The organism is Halorubrum sp. CSM-61 (genome assembly GCF_003781945.1).
Classification (GTDB): Archaea; Halobacteriota; Halobacteria; order Halobacteriales; family Haloferacaceae; genus Halorubrum.
In genome coordinates this window covers 1-18,328 of the sequence record NZ_RJJW01000012.1, presented here as the reverse complement: position 1 = coordinate 18,328, position 18,328 = coordinate 1, and the positions used below count along the sequence as shown (strand labels likewise).

Below are 18,328 nucleotides of genomic sequence, written 5' to 3'. Positions count from 1 at the left end.
CTATCAGTAGCAACCCCGTGAATAATCAGAGATTGCATACAGAGCTGACGCTGGACTCAACGTGTTAGATACCTCTTGATTTTCTGAATACTGTCTCCTATAAGCTGTTTCACAGTTTACACGGGGAAGCTTCTGAATTGGATCACCAACAAGCCAGAACGCGATACAAACCCGCTTCAAGACAGCTGTTGAAGTTTCGCGTTGAAAAAGATGAGACGCGCGAAGGTGTATCCGAACCCATAGAGAAGCCGTCTGAACATCAGTTGCAGATCTACTGTATCTCTGAATCTATACCTCAGTGTACTCAGCTCCGGCTTTATCGCCGTCAATAGCGTATATGCTTAACGAGCCATCTTTCTCTCCACCCATCCCCGGTGTCCCAGATGGCATACCAGGGAGTGCAACTCCATCTATCGGTGGGTTTTCATCGAGAAGCCGGGCGATTACTTCGACCGGGACGTGTCCTTCTACGACGTAATCTGTGAGGACGAGTGTGTGACAGCTCTGGAGGTCTTCGGGGATCCCATATTCCTGCTTTACTGCTTGGATATCATCCGGTACGGTCTCTGAGAGGTCACCAGTGATATTCTCACGAAGATATGATGCATACTGCTCGCAACAGCTACATCCTGGTGAGTTAAATTGTTGTGCTGATGCCACTGCTACTGGGTCATCAATATCCCATGAGTTCGTGCTTGAGCCACCTAGACAGCCTGTAAGACCTAGTATTCCGATTGTACCACTATGTTGAAGCACCCGACGACGATTCCACGGTTGCGGCATTATTAGACGATACAACAGTAGTTCCCATACGCTTTACCCCTGTTACTAATAACCCGGAATGTGATCACAGTCGCCTTCGGTAGGATTGTCTATTCTAGGACACGCCGGTCCCACACTCCACTCTGTTTTCTTTCGAAACGGGAGTGATCCAGCAAGGCTACGCGCGGTGAACGCCTCAATCCACCATCCCAGATACCGTTCGGCCGGTTTCGATTCTTAACAGAAAGCGCGGTACATCGCCGAGGCCGTTGTTAGGCCCCCAGTAGCATCCGAAGTGACCCGCGAACGCCCATCGGGAGCCCGATCGCTCCGATGAAGAACGTCATAAGCCACCACCATGTGTGGTTCATCTCCTCTTTCGCATCAGCGAGATACCACACGATGCCGACAGTCACGACGAGTTTCAGCACGAACGTCGATCCGGCAAATCCAGTCGCCTGGTATACGAGATTCGTGACGACCAGCTTGGGGGAGTAGCCGAGAAACGTCACACCGATGAGGTTCTGTGCAGCGTCCCACAGCTGGCCAAAGACGGCCAGCAGAATCAGCGGGTGTCGAAGGTGTGTGACATTGACGAAACTCGCTCCCCAGTAGTAGAGCGCGGTCGCCCCGAGAGCAATCCCCGTCGTTGCGACAGGAACCCACAGACGGAGCGGGGTCGACGTCGAGAGGCCGTACCAAAGCACCCACCCGACAGCACCGACAGCCCACACCGACCCGATAAGCCCGACCGTTGACGGAATGGAACCGGTATTCCGATCACGCGCAAGTGCGCCGATGCCGAGCGCGAGGACGGTGACAGCGGTAACGACAAAGTAGATTGACGGCGTGATGAACCACACCGCGTAGTCCCCGAGTAGGCCGATGTCCTCGAGGGCGCGCATCGCTCCGCCGGCGATAATGATCGGGGCGAACCCGTAGGCCAGTCGTGCGTCAAACGTGACGTCGAGTTGATCGAGATACACTCGTAGTCCGGGGAGGCTGTACACGACCGCCGCGAGGTAGGTTACGGTGTTCACCGCGTTGTAGCCCCGAACAGCACGAATCCCCTCATGCATGACTGGCTCACTGGCAGCGTCAGCGACGACTGGTCCCCAGAGGTACTGCCAAATGAACTGGTCGAAGACGAGGCCCGGGAACGCAAGGATTCCCGCACCGATGAGGACGGGCGGAGCAAGTAGGTACAGCGCCCACCACTCGCGTGAGCCTGTTTCCGGAAGGGCGGTTTCGACGCGTCGCGTGACAGTACTCACGACTCGTTCACCTCCAAGCGCCACGTCGTGCTCTTAGAGCGCCCCCACTGTTCGAGTGAGACGAGTGAGAGGTCGTCCTGAAGTTGGCTGAGGTATTGCGCGACAGCCCTCGGAGAGCCGTCAAGATCACCGGCGATCTCGTGAGCCCGGAGGTACGTCGGTTCGCTACTGGCTGTCTCGACGAGGTACCTCCGAACCGTTTGGCGGGAAATATTCGACATTGAGATAGAGGCGACGGTTAGCGAAGGAACCCGAAGAGCTTGTAGTCGTGATCGGGGGTGTACCGCCGGAACAACAGGCTGTTCGTCAGCACCGACACCGACGAGAACGCCATTGCTGCTGCAGCGAGCACCGGCTGGAGCAGCCCGAGCGACGCGAGGGGAATCATCGCGGTATTGTATCCGAGCGCCCACACGAGGTTCTGCTTGATCTTCTGGAGTGTCGCGTCCGAGATTCGGATCGCCTTCACCACGTCGAGCGGGTCGTCGCGCATCAGCGTAAGGTCTGCAGCCTCGATGGCCACGTCCGTGCCGGAGCCGATGGCTGTCCCCACGTGCGCGACCGCGAGCGCGGGGGCGTCGTTGACGCCGTCTCCGACCATCATCGCCTGACGGCCCTCGTCTTGAATACTGTCGACCGCGTTAGACTTGTCTTCGGGAAGGACCCCTGCTCGGACATTCTCCGGGTCGATACCCACCTGTTTGGCGACCGCACGAGCAGTTCGCTCGTTGTCGCCCGTAATCATCATTACGTCGACGCCCCGCTCTTGGAGGGCTGTAACGGCCTGCTTGGAGCTCTCTTTGATTGTGTCGGCGTCAGCCACTACACCAACCAGTTTGCCCTCGGAAGCGACAAGCATCGCCGTCTTCCCCTCGTTTTCGAGGCGTTCCATCGTCTCCTCGGCGGGTGACGGGTCGATGTCGTTGTCTCGCAGCAACTTGCGGTTGCCGACCAGTACCTCGTTGTCACCAACAACCGCTTTGATCCCGTGACCAGGAACGTTCTCGAAGTCGTCGGGCTCAGTCACGTCCAGCCCGCGTTCTTCAGCCCCGTCGACGATTGCCCGCGCGAGCGGGTGTTCGCTTCCGCTTTCTGCTATCGCCGCCAGCCGCAGCACGTTGTCCTCGGAGAGGCGCTCACGAGTGCTGATCTGTCCACCATCTGGCGTCGGCTCGCCACCGTCAGTCACTGCATTTCCATCGCTATCGAAGACGACCACATCGGTCAATTCCATTTCACCCTCCGTGAGGGTGCCCGTCTTGTCGAAGACGACCGTGTCGACGTCTTTTGCGCGTTCGAGGATGTCACCGCCCTTGAACAGGACGCCGTTCTGGGCACCAATCGTCGTCCCGACCATCGTGGCTGCGGGCGTCGCCAGCCCCAGCGCACAGGGACAGGCGATGAGGATCGAGGACGCGAAGACAATAATCGCGAACTCGAAGACGGAAACGGTCCCACCGACCGGGGCCGGGCCGCCAGCGACCTGACCCCACAGCGGGAGCCAGTCGACGAAGCCAGCCAGTACCTCCGGGAACAGGAACCAAACAATGCCCCAGAGGAGAGCGTTCGCGATGACCGCAGGCACGAAGTACGCGGAGATACGGTCCGCGAGGTTCTGGATGTCGGGCTGGCGCGACTGCGCCTCCTTGACAGTCTGAACGATCTGTTGAAGAGCCGTATCTTCTCCGACCTTTGTCGCCTCCACGACAAGGACGCCGTTCTCGTTAATCGTCGAGCCGACGACCTCATCGCCCTCTTCCTTCTCTACAGGGACGGATTCACCAGTGACCATCGACTCGTCGACGGCGGACTGACCGTCGACAACGACGCCGTCTGTGGGAACCTTTTCACCCGGACGGATTTTCATCCGGTCACCCGTTGTGACTTCTTCGAGCGGAACTTCTTCTTCACTGCCGTCCTCGCGGATAATGGTCGCCGTCTCGGCTTCCATTTCGAGGAGCTTCCGGAGGGCCTCGCCCGCTTGCCCCTTCGACCGAGCTTCGAGGTAGTTACCGAGCGTAATGAACACGAGGATGAGCGCTGCCGTGTCGAAGTAGAGCCCACCTGCAATGAGTTCAGACAGGACTGCCACGGAGTAGAGATAGGCGGTTGTTGAACCGATTGCGATTAACACGTCCATATTGGCGCGGCCGTTTTTCACGATCGCCTTGTACGAGTTCTTATAGAACGGCCAGCCGAGGATCGCCTGCACCGGTGTGGCGAGGAGGAACTCGAGCCACCCGATTTCAACGCCGAAGACGGCATCAGGGACGATCGCGCCACCGAGCAGAAATTTGTCGATGAGGAAGAAGAGCAACGGAGCCGACAACACTGCCCCAAAGAGGGTCAGTCTGAGTTGCTTTTGGGTCTCAGCCTGTCGTGCGGCATCTCGTGCGTCTTGGCCCGACTCGTCGTCATCACCATCTTCGCGGACGGGCGAGTAGCCAGCGTCCTCAATAGCATCATACAGCGTATTGAGAGACACCTCTGCCGGATTGTAGGTGACCTGCGCTTCGTCAGTCGCGTAGTTGACTTCGGCGGTGACGACACCCGGTGTATTCTCGAGAGCAGTTTTGTTGGTCTCGGCGCAATTGGCACACGTCATATCGGAGATGGCAATAGACACCGTCTCCGAGACTATGCCGTAGCCCGCCTCATCGATCGCTTCATAGATTTCCTGGAGTGATACCTCATCGGGATCGTAGGTCACGGATCCCTCGTCGGTGGCGAAGTTCGCATCCGCCTTCGATACCCCGTCAAGGGATTCAAGGGTGTCCTGGATCGTTCCTGAACAGTTGGCACAGGACATCCCCGTAATATCGAGATGGGTTGTTCGGCTTGTCATGCTCATCTTACTATACGGGGTCTATGTTTAGGCGGTTTACTGTTTCGAGAAGGTGGTTATTGACACCAAGAAAATTTGGAATCCAAAGAGCGTACTATACACCCTCTTCGAGCCGCTGATAGCGGTCTTCAAACCGTGCGAGACAAGATGGGCAACAGAAGTGATAGATCTCGCCATCGATGCGCGTCGTCTCACCTTCATTGTCGACGGTATTGTTACATTCAGTGCAGGTGAGAGCAAATTCGACGCCGTCGATCGAAGGCGTCCATTCAGCTTCGTCGATCAAGGTGACTGAATATCCAGACATCCCAAGCCCATCAAACAGACTGTCTACCCACTGACGGACGTTCTGTGCCTCAACGCGGGCATAGAACCAGAGATCGCCTTCTGAGGTCGTGAAGACGTGTTCGATGCCGTCCGATTCCCGGACTCGCGTACGGGCCTCCTCGAGTGATTCCGGTTCGATTTCTGTTTGAATGAATACTGGAACACCGGCCCGAAGGTGCGCCCGGTTTACATCGATCGTGAAATTGTTGATAATATCTGCTTCCTGTAATCGTTGGACTCGATCGGAAACAGCTGGCCCGGACAAATCAACTTCTTCGCCGATGGCGCTAAATGGACGACGGGCGTTTTCGGCTAGTAACGAGAGAATCTCCAGATCTGTTTCGTCTAGGTTGCGCATACAATAGCGTCGCACCGCAGGATACATTATTGTTTCTCAAAATAAACCTTTGAGAGTGCGATTTTGAACTCAGAATGACTTTGGATTCTAAGCAGAAAAGCACATAGAATAGGGGGCCCTAATCATGTATGGATATGAGTCAGACCATCTCGGTCGAAGGAATGACCTGTGAACACTGTGAGCAAACTGTAGAGGAAGCACTCAAAGAAGTCGACGGAGTCACATCGGCGACTGCGGATCGGGACTCGGAATCCGCGACAGTCGAAGGAACAGCTGAATCAGATGACCTCGTGACTGTGGTCGAAGACGCCGGGTACGACGCCTCTACGTAAGCTATCACGTCACGACAGAAGGCGAGCGACGCCCCATCGTAGCGTATCTCGCCTTCACTGCTCCGAACGTTGAGTTTGTGCCAAGTGGCTAAGTGCGTCTGAGATCGATTCAACGGGTGTCACGCGTAATCCCTCGATAGTTACATCTGAATCGGTATCGCTGGGAACAATCAATTCGGTCGCTCCGAACGCCCGGGCACTCCGGGCCTTTGCTTTGATTCCGCCAACCGGGAGCAGCTTGCCATCGTCGGCAACGATTCCAGTGATGAGGGTTTCAGACGACAGCGACTGCTGGCGAAGACTGGCAATAAAAGCAACCGTAAGGCCGGCTTCCCAGCTTTTTCCACGGAGTGTAAGAGTGCCCGTCTCAGGTGAGACGAATGATACGTGCGTAGCCGTATCTCCAAGTGAACGACCAGTAAGACGGGTAGCAGTTTGTCTCGCCTCATCCAGTGCACGCTGGAGGTCGTGGCGGATCTCGATACCGTTCAGATTGACAAACAGCTCACCGTTGCCATCAGAAAACTCGAAATTGGTCGCGATAATGAGACCCGAGTTAGCTGCATCCACTGCCGGAAGATGGAACTGTGTGTCCGGGAGAGAGGCCGCCCCGCCTGCCAGTGTCGCTAGTGACTGGAAATCGGTATCTGACCGCGTGAGAGCGACTGCTCCACCGGCACCGCCTATCGATCCGAGACCCAGTCCGGCAAGAAATTCTCTCCGCGAAAGGAGGTCTCGCTCGATGCGAGAGACGATGTCGTCACTTGAGTCAGACGTGGATGCGGACGTTGTCTCTCGTTCGGTAGGTGGCATACTCTGGGAGTGTTTCGTGGGTAGTGATGGTACTATGTTACTTGGTAACGATTGTGAATATATAAGAATGGTGTCGGTCAGAAATTCGGCGCAAAAACGAGTATTCCCGTGTTAGATTCCACACGACTATCTTGACGCATCCCCAATTAGTCAGCCGTGTCCACCAGGTACCGCTCTCTCTTCGCACTTGTGGCGATCAGTGCTGTAGTGACAGGTGTCGGTGTCTGGATCGCGTATCAGGTTGAGCTTGTACTCCTACCGGCTACGACCTCTCGCACCGGAATACTTCTTGTCGGTTTTATCGAGGAAACGTTCGTCCGACTGCTTCCGTTGATCGTAGTCTTCTATTTCTGGAGCTACTGGCGAAGCCAACTACTCTCGAAAACGGAGGGGATCTTGGCGACCGCCGCATCCGGGATCACTGTTGGGGGGCTGGAACTAATCTTCAAACTCGAATACTTGTCCCGGCTTGAAGCCACCGCCAGATTCGATGCGATGGTTGTCCCGATACTACTCGTGTATCTTCCATTCGCATTGGTAGCCGGTCGGTTCGTGTATGCCCTCGGTGAGCGTATTCACGGATCCGACACGATTGGCCTGCCATCACTGCCTCGAAGAACTCTTCTCTTCCTTTTGGGAGGGTATCTTACCCTCGCAATAGCACACGCTATGTATAACCTACTGGTATGACTCCTTAAACCGCGTCCGGCAGCGATAGAAAAGATGCCGGGAGCGTTCGTCAGCAATTAGTGGTCATCGCCAAGTGCACTCGAAACCATTCCGTTCAGTTCGGTGAGCTTCTCTCGGACAGTATCTGGTTTCTCCTCGGGTGGCTCTTCGAGCGCGATCTGTTCATGTGGATCTGGGTCGCCGACGATGACGCTCCCGAGCATACCGACCGTCTCGTGGGGCGTACAGTAGTAGTGGTAGACGCCCTCGGTCTCGAAAGTGTGCTCGAACGTCGCTCCTTCCTCCGAGCGGAGACCACTATCCCATGCTGCAGCACCATCGGGAACGAGCTGGGGTTGGTCGTTGTCTGGATGGTAGGCCGTCGCGGAGTGACTGCCGCTCTCGTTAGTCCACGTTACCGTCCCACCGACATTGACGCGGACGACGTGCGGTTCGAAGTGATATCCTCCGTCTTCGGTGACCATCGCCACCTCAGCTGTATCGCTCGGTTCCTCGACGGCTTCATCGTGACCTTCCTCGTCGTCATGCCCCGATTCTCCTTCGCTACTGTTCTCTCCTTCGTCATGCCCCGACCCGCCTCCGTCTTCGGTAGATCCCGCAGTGCTTTCGGCCCCACTATCACTGCCGTCTGATTCCGATCCAGTACATCCTGCGAGTCCAATAACCGCTGTACCACCAGTTAACTGGAGCACTCGCCGCCGGGTGAGTCCTGAATTGGTTGTCATAGCGTAGGTCACCTCACAGGTGAGAATACGAGGGGTGGGAAAATAGACGGGTGAGCTGTTTTGCGTGCGACGCAAAACTGGTCGTTACATACGTTTCGGCAGGGCATTAACTTGTATTGCGAGGAACAGCTGTGTCCACGGACCATCGCGCTGACGAGCTATTAGACCTCCTCGGGGAGGAACGGGTTCGTCAGATTCTGGCCGCGACGAGCCGGGACCCCCTCTCAGCGAAGGAACTGAGCGAGGAATGCGACGTTGCCCTCTCAACGATTTACCGCCGGGTCGAAGATATGGTCGCTAATGATCTGCTCGTCGAACAAACACAGATTGAGACTGACGGGAGCCATCATAGCGTGTACGAAGCAAACGTTGACCACGTCGATGTCGACATCGAAGATGGAACGATCGACATCAAGATGGACGTTCGTGAGGACGCCGCGCAGCGGTTCTCGCGTATCTGGGGCGACATCCGAGACACCTAACCATGCACACCGCACTCGTCATTGCAAAGCTCATCGCAGTCGGACTAGGGCTGTCGATAACGTATCAAGCGTATCGTGGATACAGGGTCTACGGTAGCGAACCAATGCTGTACGTCGCTATCGGATTCCTATTCATCAGCGTCGGGTCCGTAATCGAAGGCATTCTCTTCGACGTGGTTGGGTTGTCCATCTTCGTTGCTGGGACCATCCAGACTACACTTGTCGCGGCAGGTATGCTCATTATCCTTTATTCGCTACACGGACAAATGTCCCAGCCAACACAGGGGGGGCGATGAATCGTGACTACTGGATGGGAAGTCACGCTAATTGGAGTCCGTGTCTTTCTCCTCTTCTTGGGTATGGCGACGACAGCGATCAGCTTTCGCGCGTATCGTCAGGAACGGACTCGATACCTACGTGACGCAACGATCGGCTTCGGGTTCATGACGCTCGGTGTCCTCATAGAAGGTTTTCTCTACCAGCTCACAGCATTAACGCTCACGCAGGTGCATGTTGCCGAATCCGCTGCGTTGGCGTGTGGGTTTGCCGTCCTCCTCTGGTCTTTCATTCGGTGAGTTCTGAAACGCCGTCACAGTATTCAGGATCCCGATTCCCATCGGAATGAATTCGGAGGGAGATTAATATCGCTCCCGAGCACATATTCAGATACTATGACTGACACACTCCCGTTCGATGCCGTCCGCGAACTTGACGTCGACGGGACGACGTACAAGATGGCTGACCTTCGAGCACTCGAAGAACATGGACTCTGTGAACTCGACACGCTCCCGGTGAGTATCCGTATCCTCCTCGAATCGGTGCTCCGAAACGTCGACGGCGAAACCATCACCGCGTCAGACGTCAGAAATGCTGCTGGCTGGGAGCCGGACGTTCCGGACGCAGAGGTGCCGTTCTCTCCGTCACGGGTGGTCCTACAGGACCTTACCGGCGTGCCCGCAGTGGTCGACCTAGCAGCCCTCCGCTCCGAAGTCGATCGCAAAGACCGCGACCCCACTCTGGTCCAACCGGAGATCCCTATTGATCTCGTGATCGACCACAGCGTCCAAGTCGACTACTTCGACTCCGAGGACGCCTACGAGAAGAACGTCGAACTGGAGTACGAGCGCAACGCCGAGCGGTATCGCGCGATCAAGTGGGCGCAAAACGCCTTCGAGGACTTCAACGTCGTCCCGCCGGGAACCGGGATCGTTCATCAGGTAAATCTCGAACATCTCGGCCGTGTCGTTCACGCCCGCGAACAAGATGACGAGAACTGGCTTCTGCCGGACACACTCGTCGGCACGGACAGCCACACCCCGATGATCGGCGGTATCGGTGTCGTCGGCTGGGGCGTCGGGGGTATCGAAGCGGAAGCAGCGATGCTCGGCCAACCGATTACGATGAAACTCCCCGAGGTGGTCGGCGTTCGTCTCGAAGGCGAGTTACCCGAAGGCGCGACGGCAACGGATCTCGTGCTTCACATCACCGAACAACTCCGCGAGGTCGGCGTCGTCGACCGGTTCGTCGAATTCTTCGGGCCCGGTGTACAGAACCTTACTGTCCCGGACCGGGCAACGATCGCTAATATGGCACCCGAACAGGGGTCGACGATCAGTATGTTCCCGGTCGACGATCAGACGCTCGAGTATCTCGAACTCACCGGGCGCGACCCTGAACACATCGACCTCGTCCGCGAGTACCTCGAATCCCAAGGCCTGTTCGGGAAACAGGAACCGGAGTACACCGAGGTCGTCGAGTTCGATCTCTCAACTGTCGAACCGAGTCTGGCCGGACACAAGCGACCACAGGACCGAATCCCGATGGGGGACGTAAAACAGAGCTTCCGAGGACTTCTCCACGGGGAGTTCAAGCACGACCTCAACGATGTCGATGAAGAGGCCTTGCAGCGGTGGCTCGGTGAGGGGGGTGTAGCCGACGCAGAGACTGATGGCGGCGCTCAAGTCGAGGCCGAGTCCGAACTGCACCCGTTAACCAAACGCGTTGAGGTCGACCTCGACGGTGAAACGGTCGAAATCGGTCACGGTGATGTCCTGGTTAGTGCCATCACGAGCTGTACGAACACCTCAAACCCGTCGGTGATGATCGCCGCTGGTCTGCTCGCCCAGAACGCCGTCGAAAAAGGCCTGGACGTCCCGCCGTACGTCAAGACGAGCCTCGCACCGGGCAGCCGCGTCGTCACGCAGTATCTCGAAGAATCAGGGCTGCTTCCGTATCTCGAAGAGCTCGGGTATGCCGTCGTTGGCTACGGTTGTACCACCTGTATCGGTAACGCCGGACCACTTCCGGACTCCATCGAGCAGGCGATCGACGACCACGACCTCTGGACGACGAGTGTCCTCTCGGGGAACCGCAATTTCGAGGCGCGTATTCACCCGAAAGTCCGAGCGAACTACCTCGCGAGCCCACCGCTTGTGGTCGCCTACGGGCTCGCAGGGCGGATGGACATCGACCTCGAGAACGAGCCGCTGGGCACTGACGCTGAGGGTGACCCAGTCTATCTGGCGGACATCTGGCCGGACGCAGCCGACGTGCAGGCAGCAATCCACGAGAACGTCTCCCCGGAGATGTTCGAGGAGAAGTATGCCTCCGTGTACGAGGGTGACGAGCGGTGGGCTGCTCTCGACGCGCCAAGTGGTGACGTCTACGAGTGGGACGACGACTCGACGTACATCCGAGAGCCGCCGTTCTTCCAAGACTTTCCCCTCAAGAAACCCGGCGTCGCCGATATCGAGGACGCACGCTGCCTGCTGACGCTCGGCGATACCGTTACGACCGACCACATCAGCCCTGCTGGCCCATTCGGATCTGACCTCCCTGCCGGCCAGTGGCTGCTCAATCACGGCGTCGAGCCCCACGAGTTCAACACGTACGGCGCGCGCCGGGGCAACCACGAGGTGATGATGCGAGGGACGTTCGCCAACGTCCGCATCGAGAATGAGATGCTCGACAATATCGAGGGTGGCTATACGATCCACCACCCAACCGACGAGCAGACGACCGTGTTCGAAGCCAGCCAGCGCTACCGCGAGGAGGGCACCCCACTCATCGTGATGGCGGGCGAGGAGCTCGGAACCGGGTCGAGTCGTGACTGGGCAGCGAAAGGAACGGACCTACTCGGTGTCCGCGCAACCATCGGCGAGAGTTACGAGCGCATCTACCGCGACAACCTCGTCGGGATGGGTGTTCTCCCCTTACAGTTCGATGACGGCGACTCATGGGAATCTCTCGGACTGGACGGGTCGGAGGTCTTCACAATTCACGGTCTCGATGACGGTCTCGACGTGGTAGATGAATTGACAGTTATCGCCGAGCGCGAGGACGGTTCGACTGTCGAGTTCCCGGTCACGGCACAGGTCGGTACGCCGGCCGCCGTGACCTATATCGAACACGGCGGCATCCTCCACTACGTCCTTAGACAGCTACTCACGTAGTAACTCTGCATCTTCGTCTATTCTGTATAATTGGACTTCTGAATACTGCGTTCCGGCTCCGTTCTCGGACGTGTAGATTTGTGGAGAATATTAAATCCGAATAGGTCGTACCGTAGCGTATGATACGGATACTTATCGGCGTCCTCGGAGCTGTTACTACATTGTTCCCGGACAAGATAGTTGCGCTCTTTGAGAAACATGCGATCACTAATCCCAGTGAAGGCACCCTAAGGAAATGGGTAAACCCAGCTATACGATCAGAAGGAATTCTGATAGTCGTGATCTCCCTACTTGGTAGCCGATTGTATGCGTGGATGATGAATCTCACCGGGGCGTTCGGTGCAGCTGTCCTCATGTTTCCCGACCTGTATCGCAAGTTTGCTTCCACGGTCCTCTATGAGCGCCCAGATGCTATCGAATGGAACGAGCAATTCACGACAGGTGTACGAGTTATCGGCGCAGTATACGTTTTTCTGGGGGCAAAAACTTACAGAGACCGCCACAAGGAGACGTAGGATCATCCCCGACCACATCAGTCTCGCGAATGTTCGGTAGATGCCAGCCTGTTCAGAGGGCGTGTCAACTCACAGTAGCCCCCACGTTGAAGCATCCTCGGTTCAATTGCTCGGTAATGGACGATAAATCCCAAAGGGAGGCCGACGAAGCAGACCACGGCCCACACAGTCAGCATGATGGGCACGACGGACACGACGGACACGACGACCACGGTGGGATGCACGAAGGCCACGAGCAAATGTTCCGGCGGCGCTTCTTCGTCTCGACGCTCCTGTCGATTCCGGTCCTCCTGTACAGCGAAATGCTGCAGGAGTGGCTCGGGTTCTCCGTTCCCGCGTTCCCGGGTAGCGAGTGGATTAACCCCGCCTTCGCGGTCATCGTCTTCGCGTACGGTGGGGTGCCGTTCCTCCAGATGGCGGTCCCGGAGCTGAAAGACCGGTCGCCGGGAATGATGACGCTCATCTCGATGGCGATCACGGTCGCATTTGTCTACAGCCTCGCGAGCGTGGTCTTCCCGACACAGTCGGCGTTCTTCTGGGAGCTCGTGACGCTGATCGACATCATGCTGCTGGGCCACTGGATCGAAATGCGGTCCGTACGACGTGCCTCGAGCGCGGTCGACGAGCTGGCGAAGCTGATGCCCGATACCGCCGAGCGGATCAGCGACGACGGTGACACCGAGGAAGTCCCGGTGAGTGAACTCTCCGAGGGCGACCTCGTACTCGTTCGACCGGGCGCGAGTGTTCCTGCTGACGGCATCGTTGAAGAGGGTGATTCGGACGTCGAGGAGTCGATGATCACGGGCGAGTCGAAACCAGTTTCTAAGAAACCCGGGGATGAGGTCATCGGCGGGACGATCAACGGCGACGGCAGTCTCCGCATACGTGTCGGTGCAACGGGCGAGGAGACGACACTCGCAGGTATCATGCGACTCGTCGAGGAAGCCCAACAGAGCAAGTCCAAAACGCAGGTGCTGGCTGACAGAGCGGCTGGCTGGCTGTTCTACGTTGCCCTCGGGGCAGCAGTCGTGACAGCAATCGCGTGGACCATCGCGGTCTCGTTCAACGCGACTGTCATCGAGCGTGTCGTCACGGTACTCGTCATCGCCTGCCCGCACGCGCTCGGGCTTGCCATCCCGCTGGTTGTCGCCATCAATACGTCACTCGCGGCTCGCAACGGAATGCTCGTCCGCGACCGGATTGCGATGGAAGAGGCACGAAATCTGGACGCCATCATTTTCGACAAGACGGGGACGCTCACCGAAGGCGAACACGGCGTCGTCGATATGGCGACCGTCGACGGCGTCGACGAGGACGACGCACTCACGCTGGCGGCGGGTGTCGAGAGCGACTCCGAACACATGATCGCTCGAGCTATCCGCGAGGCCGCCAACGATCAGGACCTCACCGCGCCTGACGCGACCGCCTTCGAGGCGATCAAAGGCCGGGGCGTCCGCGCAAACGTCGATGGAAACGAGGTGTACGTCGGTGGGCCGAACCTGTTGACCCAGCTCGATAGCGAGATCCCCGCCCATCTCCAGCGCTTCGCTGACGAGGCGGGACAGAACGCTCAAACGGTGGTGTATCTCGTTCGTGACAGTGAGTTGATCGCCGCGTTCGCGATGGCCGACGTAATCCGTGAAGAGAGTTTCCGCGTCGTCGACGCCCTCCACGATCTGGGAATCGAAGTGGCGATGCTGACTGGCGACTCCCAGGACGTCGCCAACGCTGTCGCTGACGAACTGGGCATCGACACGGTGTTCGCCGAGGTCCTCCCCGAAGACAAAGACGAGAAAGTCCAGGAACTCCAAGACCAGGGGAAGCTCGTGGGGATGGTTGGTGACGGTGTAAACGATGCGCCGGCGCTGACGCGAGCCGACGTCGGGATCGCCATCGGGAGCGGCACCGACGTCGCCGTCCAGTCGGCGGATGTCATCCTCGTTCAGAACAACCCGATGGACGTGGTGCGACTCGTAAAGCTCAGCAAGGCGAGCTACCGGAAGATGCAGGAGAACATCGTCTGGGCCGCCGGCTACAACGTGTTCGCGATTCCGCTCGCAGCAGGCGTGTTGGCACCGATCGGGATTCTGCTGTCTCCCGCTGTGGGTGCGCTTCTGATGTCGTTGAGTACAGTAATCGTCGCCATCAACGCGCAACTGCTCCGCCGGGTGGATCTATCCATCCCCGAGCTTCCAGGAGTGACACCATCCACTAGCACCCAAACTGCAGACTGAAACTCTGCCTGATCGCTTTAGGAGGGGTTTTTCGATTGCATACGGTTGGTATTCGGAATCAGAAAATCGGTGCAGTTTGGATAGATGGCACTCTGTAAACCGATTTAACGGGCTATAGATGCCAGTTTTCCCACTCACGCCGCGCCTCTTCTTGAGAAGCTGGTTGTCCTCACACGAGTTATCTCAGCATAGTTGATTCCAGAATCTCCCGACCAGTTTCTCACCCTCAACGTCGAGCAGGATGATTGAGTCATCATCAATGAAGGTGTTAGCTATGAGTGAACGAAGCGTAGCTGCGAGACTTACAGAGTACTTGTTTGTGCTGACCGATTCAACAGCAGCGGTTCCTGCGCAAAGAGGATGGGATCGCGCCGCTTGTGTGACTGGCTGATGGGATAGCTCACATGACTTCTCAGGAGCACCGATTGACCGACGCCTACCTTGTCGGGTTGACACTCACAGAGGCACTCAAAGCCGATCAGTCCCTCTGCACGGCTCTTCGAACTCTGGAGGGGCCGTTCGATTCGCTCAATGACGGCTACCCAGAGTGGCATCCAGCACCGCACTCGTTCGAGGGGATGGTACGCTTGTTACTCTACCGCGAACTCACTGGCGAAAGCTACCGTTCGCTCGCCCAGTATCCCGAACTCGCAGTTGTCTTCGACTTGGAGAAAATCCCCGACGAATCGGTGCTCTCGCGGACCTGGCGTAACCGGTTCGACGAGGCGACCCGGGAGTTCGTCACCACAGCCGCCCACTACGTCATCAAGGAAGTCCACGATCGCGACATCTCAGCGCCGGAGGTGCGGCCTAAGGCAGAGATCGTCGACGATGAGCAAGAAGCCGCAGATCCAGTAGAAGACAAATCCTTCTCACAGGAGGAGATCATCCAGACAACGCGCCTCGCGCGTGATCACGCCTTCGGTCACTTCGACTCTGGTCGGGCGTCGAACGCCTCGTACGAGGACACACAATTCTTTGAGCTACAGACGTTCATGGGGATGGTCCACTGTGGAACTGCGCAGGGAGCGACTCGCTTCCAATATCGCCATGGCGAAGAGTACAGCCCCCATGGTGATACCCACCTCCGCGCCGTCAAGCAGTTCGATCCCGAAGAACTCGTGAACGGATTCAACGAGACAACGGATCGCTTGCTCTCCGTGATCGCCTCGGAAGCATCCTTTCGAAGGCCGGTCACCGCTGCAATCGATATCACGACTATTCCCTATTACGGAGAGGTCGAAGGAATGCCGATGGTCAGCGGGACCAAGGACAGAGACGGTCGAGCATTCAAATTCGCAACCCTCTCGATCATCGGGCAGAACATCCCGCTCGTTCTGGCGGTTGAGCCGGTCCGTGAGAGTTCCGAGTGGGATGAGAACCCGTCGAATCAGATCCATCGTACTGTGCGACGGCTCGTTCGACGAGCGAAAGAACAAGTTCCGATCGAGACGGTGCTGTGTGATCGAGAGTTTGACTCGATACAAGTGTTCCAGACACTCTCAAACCTCGATGTGAACTACCTCATTCCGAAGCGAGTCTCAAGCTCCGAACGGGATGTGCTCGAACAAATGGAGGGAGACGACCAAGAGGTGGCTGTTGAGTCGGCTTCTATCCATGTAGAATCTGGATCGCATCCAATGCGGCTCCTGTACGTGCCGTCGACGAGTGGGGAGGGAACGGCCGTCTTCGCGACGAATCTACGAGTCGGTCCTGAGGAAGCCGAGACATTCTGTCAGCGCTACAGCCGCCGGTGGCAGATCGAGAGTGAGTACAAATCGATCAAAGGTGATTTTCTCGCGAAGACCTCCTCGAAAGACTACCGCATTCGTTTGTTCTACTTCGTTTTCGCGGTCCTCTTGTACAATATCTGGCGGCTCACCGACTTCCTGCTGAAAGCGAGTGTGGGAGGTGAGATGGACTACGCACCTGTGATTACTGCGGGTGAGTGTGTTGAGCTCGTTGCCTCGTCGTTGATTCCACACGACTAACCGGCTGATCCCCCTGAGTCCGCCGTTTGGGAGTGACAACCCTAATCAGGAGCGGCAGAATCTACGCAATTTCGCACGTCCGCCCAGTAGATGCGATCGGTAAGGATCCAAATCAGGACTGGTCGGTGAGAAGAACCACGAAGTGATGTTAATTCGATCTGAAACTGGGCTATCCTCCGAAACTGTGGAACTCACAGGCCTGCAGAAGTTGAGACTGGTTGTCTCAATGCATACGGCTTTGAGGCGGATCAATCCCAGAATCTATCAATTCCTCTGGGTCCGTCGTAGGCGCTATTCAGGTAATACACTCGGCGGAAGGTTTTCCTTTACCGCTGTCACCGCTTCGCCCGGCGTGTCTAGGTCGAGTCCCGGCACTGTGTACACAGGCAGGTCGACCATCGATTCGAGTACGTCGGGGTTCGTCCGCTCGGCGAGCGTTTCGCCAGCGTAATCGTTGAGGACGACACCGCACACGTCAAGACCGCGCCGTTCGAGAGCCTTGACGGTCAGCGCGCTATGATTGAGCGTGCCGAGTCCCGAGCGTGCGACTACGAGCGTCGGTAACCCGAGATCGGCGGCTAGGTCGACGACCTCCATCCCCTCAGCGAGCGGCACCCGGAGACCGCCAATCCCTTCGACGATACCCGGGTCAGCAGCCTCTAGTTCGCGCCGACAACCCTGTAGGATCTCGTCGTAAGAGAGGGCGACATCTTCTACATCTGCGGCAACTGCCGGGGCAAGCGCGGGTTCGAGATAGCGCAGGCAGACACTGGCGTCCTCGCTTCCCGCGGCTTCGGCGACGAAGCCAGCGTCGTCGTCCGGTGGAAAGCCAGTCTGTGCGGGCTTGATACCGACTGCATCGCGGCCGCGGTCGCGGAGCCAGCCCACGAGGCCGGCAGTGATGACAGTCTTGCCGACACCTGTCCCGGTGCCAAGCACGAAGAAACTCATCGCAGCCCCACCTCCTCGCCGGCGGCCTCGAACGCGTCGAGACAGCGGTTGAGTTGCTCGCGCGTGTGTGCGGCTGTGGGAGCGACGCGCAGCCGTGACATCCCCACCGGAACGGTCGGCGGGCGGATGGCAGGGGCGAGCACCCCGCGGTCGCGGAGCGCTTCATCGAGCGCGACCGCATCCTCCCGGTCTCCGACCAGCACGGGCAGGATGTGGGTCTCACCGAGCACCTCGAAGCCGAGGTCCTCAAACCCCGACCGGAGGTAATCGGCGTGATTCTGGAGCGTCTGGGGCCGGTCCGTCTCCCGTGCGATACGTAGCGCCTCCTGTGCGGCACCCGCCGCAGGCGGGGAGAGCCCGGTCGAGAAGACGAACGAACGGGCCGCATTCGCCAGGTACTCGATGAGCATCTCATTCCCGGCGACGAACCCGCCCTGGGCACCGAGCGCCTTCGAGAGGGTCCCCAACTGGACATGAACCCGATCTTCGAGTCCCAGCTGACCGACCATGCCGCCGTCGTACACGCCCGTCGCGTGGGCTTCGTCGACCATCACCCACGCGCCGTGGCGCTCGGCGG

Annotated in this window: 16 protein-coding genes; 8 read left to right on the top strand and 8 right to left on the bottom strand. The window is 57.8% G+C overall.

Annotated elements, in window-relative coordinates; all coding sequences use genetic code 11:
* Positions 1–288: 288 nt before the first annotated feature.
* The 4 genes from EDM04_RS16840 to EDM04_RS16820 all read right to left on the bottom strand — a co-directional run bounded on the left by EDM04_RS16840 (position 289) and on the right by EDM04_RS16820 (position 5,566).
* Positions 289–660: a DUF411 domain-containing protein gene (locus EDM04_RS16840; RefSeq protein ID WP_239638655.1), complete on the bottom strand. Its 372-nt coding sequence runs from the start codon at positions 658–660 to the stop codon at positions 289–291.
* 374 nt (positions 661–1,034) lie between these two features.
* Positions 1,035–2,036 carry a DUF63 family protein gene (locus tag EDM04_RS16835; RefSeq protein WP_004048647.1) on the bottom strand — a complete coding sequence of 334 codons (1,002 nt, stop codon included), beginning with the start codon at positions 2,034–2,036 and terminating at the stop codon, positions 1,035–1,037.
* A 238-nt stretch (positions 2,037–2,274) separates the two neighbouring features.
* Positions 2,275–4,881, bottom strand: a complete 2,607-nt coding sequence (locus EDM04_RS16825) for a heavy metal translocating P-type ATPase (RefSeq protein ID WP_004048645.1) — start codon at positions 4,879–4,881, stop codon at positions 2,275–2,277.
* A gap of 94 nt (positions 4,882–4,975) precedes the next feature.
* A complete protein-coding gene (locus EDM04_RS16820; protein ID WP_080505591.1) occupies positions 4,976–5,566 on the bottom strand; it encodes an AsnC family transcriptional regulator in 591 nt (196 codons plus the stop codon).
* Between the two features lie 134 nt (positions 5,567–5,700).
* Between EDM04_RS16820 and EDM04_RS16815 the strand changes: the two genes are divergently transcribed.
* Complete coding sequence (locus tag EDM04_RS16815; protein ID WP_080505595.1) at positions 5,701–5,898, top strand: heavy-metal-associated domain-containing protein; 198 nt, start codon at positions 5,701–5,703, stop codon at positions 5,896–5,898.
* Between the two features lie 54 nt (positions 5,899–5,952).
* Here EDM04_RS16815 and EDM04_RS16810 read toward each other — a convergent pair whose 3' ends face one another.
* Positions 5,953–6,468 (bottom strand): S16 family serine protease, encoded by a 516-nt coding sequence (locus tag EDM04_RS16810; RefSeq protein WP_160163143.1) that lies wholly within the window; start codon positions 6,466–6,468, stop codon positions 5,953–5,955.
* 399 nt (positions 6,469–6,867) lie between these two features.
* Between EDM04_RS16810 and EDM04_RS16805 the strand changes: the two genes are divergently transcribed.
* Entirely contained in the window at positions 6,868–7,401 is a 534-nt protein-coding gene (locus tag EDM04_RS16805) for a hypothetical protein (RefSeq protein WP_123624173.1), read from the top strand.
* Positions 7,402–7,457: 56 nt separating this feature from the next.
* Here EDM04_RS16805 and EDM04_RS19185 read toward each other — a convergent pair whose 3' ends face one another.
* Entirely contained in the window at positions 7,458–8,093 is a 636-nt protein-coding gene (locus EDM04_RS19185) for a plastocyanin/azurin family copper-binding protein (RefSeq protein WP_004048641.1), read from the bottom strand.
* Positions 8,094–8,257: 164 nt separating this feature from the next.
* On the opposite strand from EDM04_RS19185, the gene EDM04_RS16795 reads away from it, so the two are divergent.
* From EDM04_RS16795 to EDM04_RS16765, 6 genes are all read left to right on the top strand, one after another.
* The gene (locus tag EDM04_RS16795) at positions 8,258–8,608 is read left to right on the top strand and encodes a winged helix-turn-helix domain-containing protein (RefSeq protein WP_004048640.1); all 351 of its coding nucleotides are present in this window, start codon (positions 8,258–8,260) and stop codon (positions 8,606–8,608) included.
* Positions 8,609–8,610: 2 nt separating this feature from the next.
* Positions 8,611–8,904 carry a hypothetical protein gene (locus tag EDM04_RS16790; RefSeq protein WP_049909250.1) on the top strand — a complete coding sequence of 98 codons (294 nt, stop codon included), beginning with the start codon at positions 8,611–8,613 and terminating at the stop codon, positions 8,902–8,904.
* 375 nt (positions 8,905–9,279) lie between these two features.
* Positions 9,280–12,060 (top strand): aconitate hydratase AcnA, encoded by a 2,781-nt coding sequence (gene acnA / locus EDM04_RS16780; RefSeq protein WP_004048637.1) that lies wholly within the window; start codon positions 9,280–9,282, stop codon positions 12,058–12,060.
* A gap of 119 nt (positions 12,061–12,179) precedes the next feature.
* Positions 12,180–12,575, top strand: a complete 396-nt coding sequence (locus EDM04_RS16775; RefSeq protein ID WP_080505588.1) for a hypothetical protein — start codon at positions 12,180–12,182, stop codon at positions 12,573–12,575.
* Between the two features lie 218 nt (positions 12,576–12,793).
* A complete protein-coding gene (locus EDM04_RS16770; RefSeq protein ID WP_123624257.1) occupies positions 12,794–14,809 on the top strand; it encodes a copper-translocating P-type ATPase in 2,016 nt (671 codons plus the stop codon).
* A 578-nt stretch (positions 14,810–15,387) separates the two neighbouring features.
* On the top strand, positions 15,388–16,800 hold the full coding sequence (locus tag EDM04_RS16765) for a transposase (RefSeq protein WP_379812511.1): 1,413 nt from the start codon (positions 15,388–15,390) through the stop codon (positions 16,798–16,800).
* A 291-nt stretch (positions 16,801–17,091) separates the two neighbouring features.
* Here the strand turns inward: EDM04_RS16765 and bioD are convergent, their stop codons facing one another.
* Entirely contained in the window at positions 17,092–17,751 is a 660-nt protein-coding gene (bioD, locus tag EDM04_RS16760) for a dethiobiotin synthase (protein WP_049983661.1), read from the bottom strand.
* On the bottom strand, positions 17,748–18,328 hold a 581-nt coding region (locus tag EDM04_RS16755; protein WP_123624171.1), incomplete at its 5' end, for an aminotransferase class I/II-fold pyridoxal phosphate-dependent enzyme. The genes bioD and EDM04_RS16755, both read right to left, overlap by 4 nt.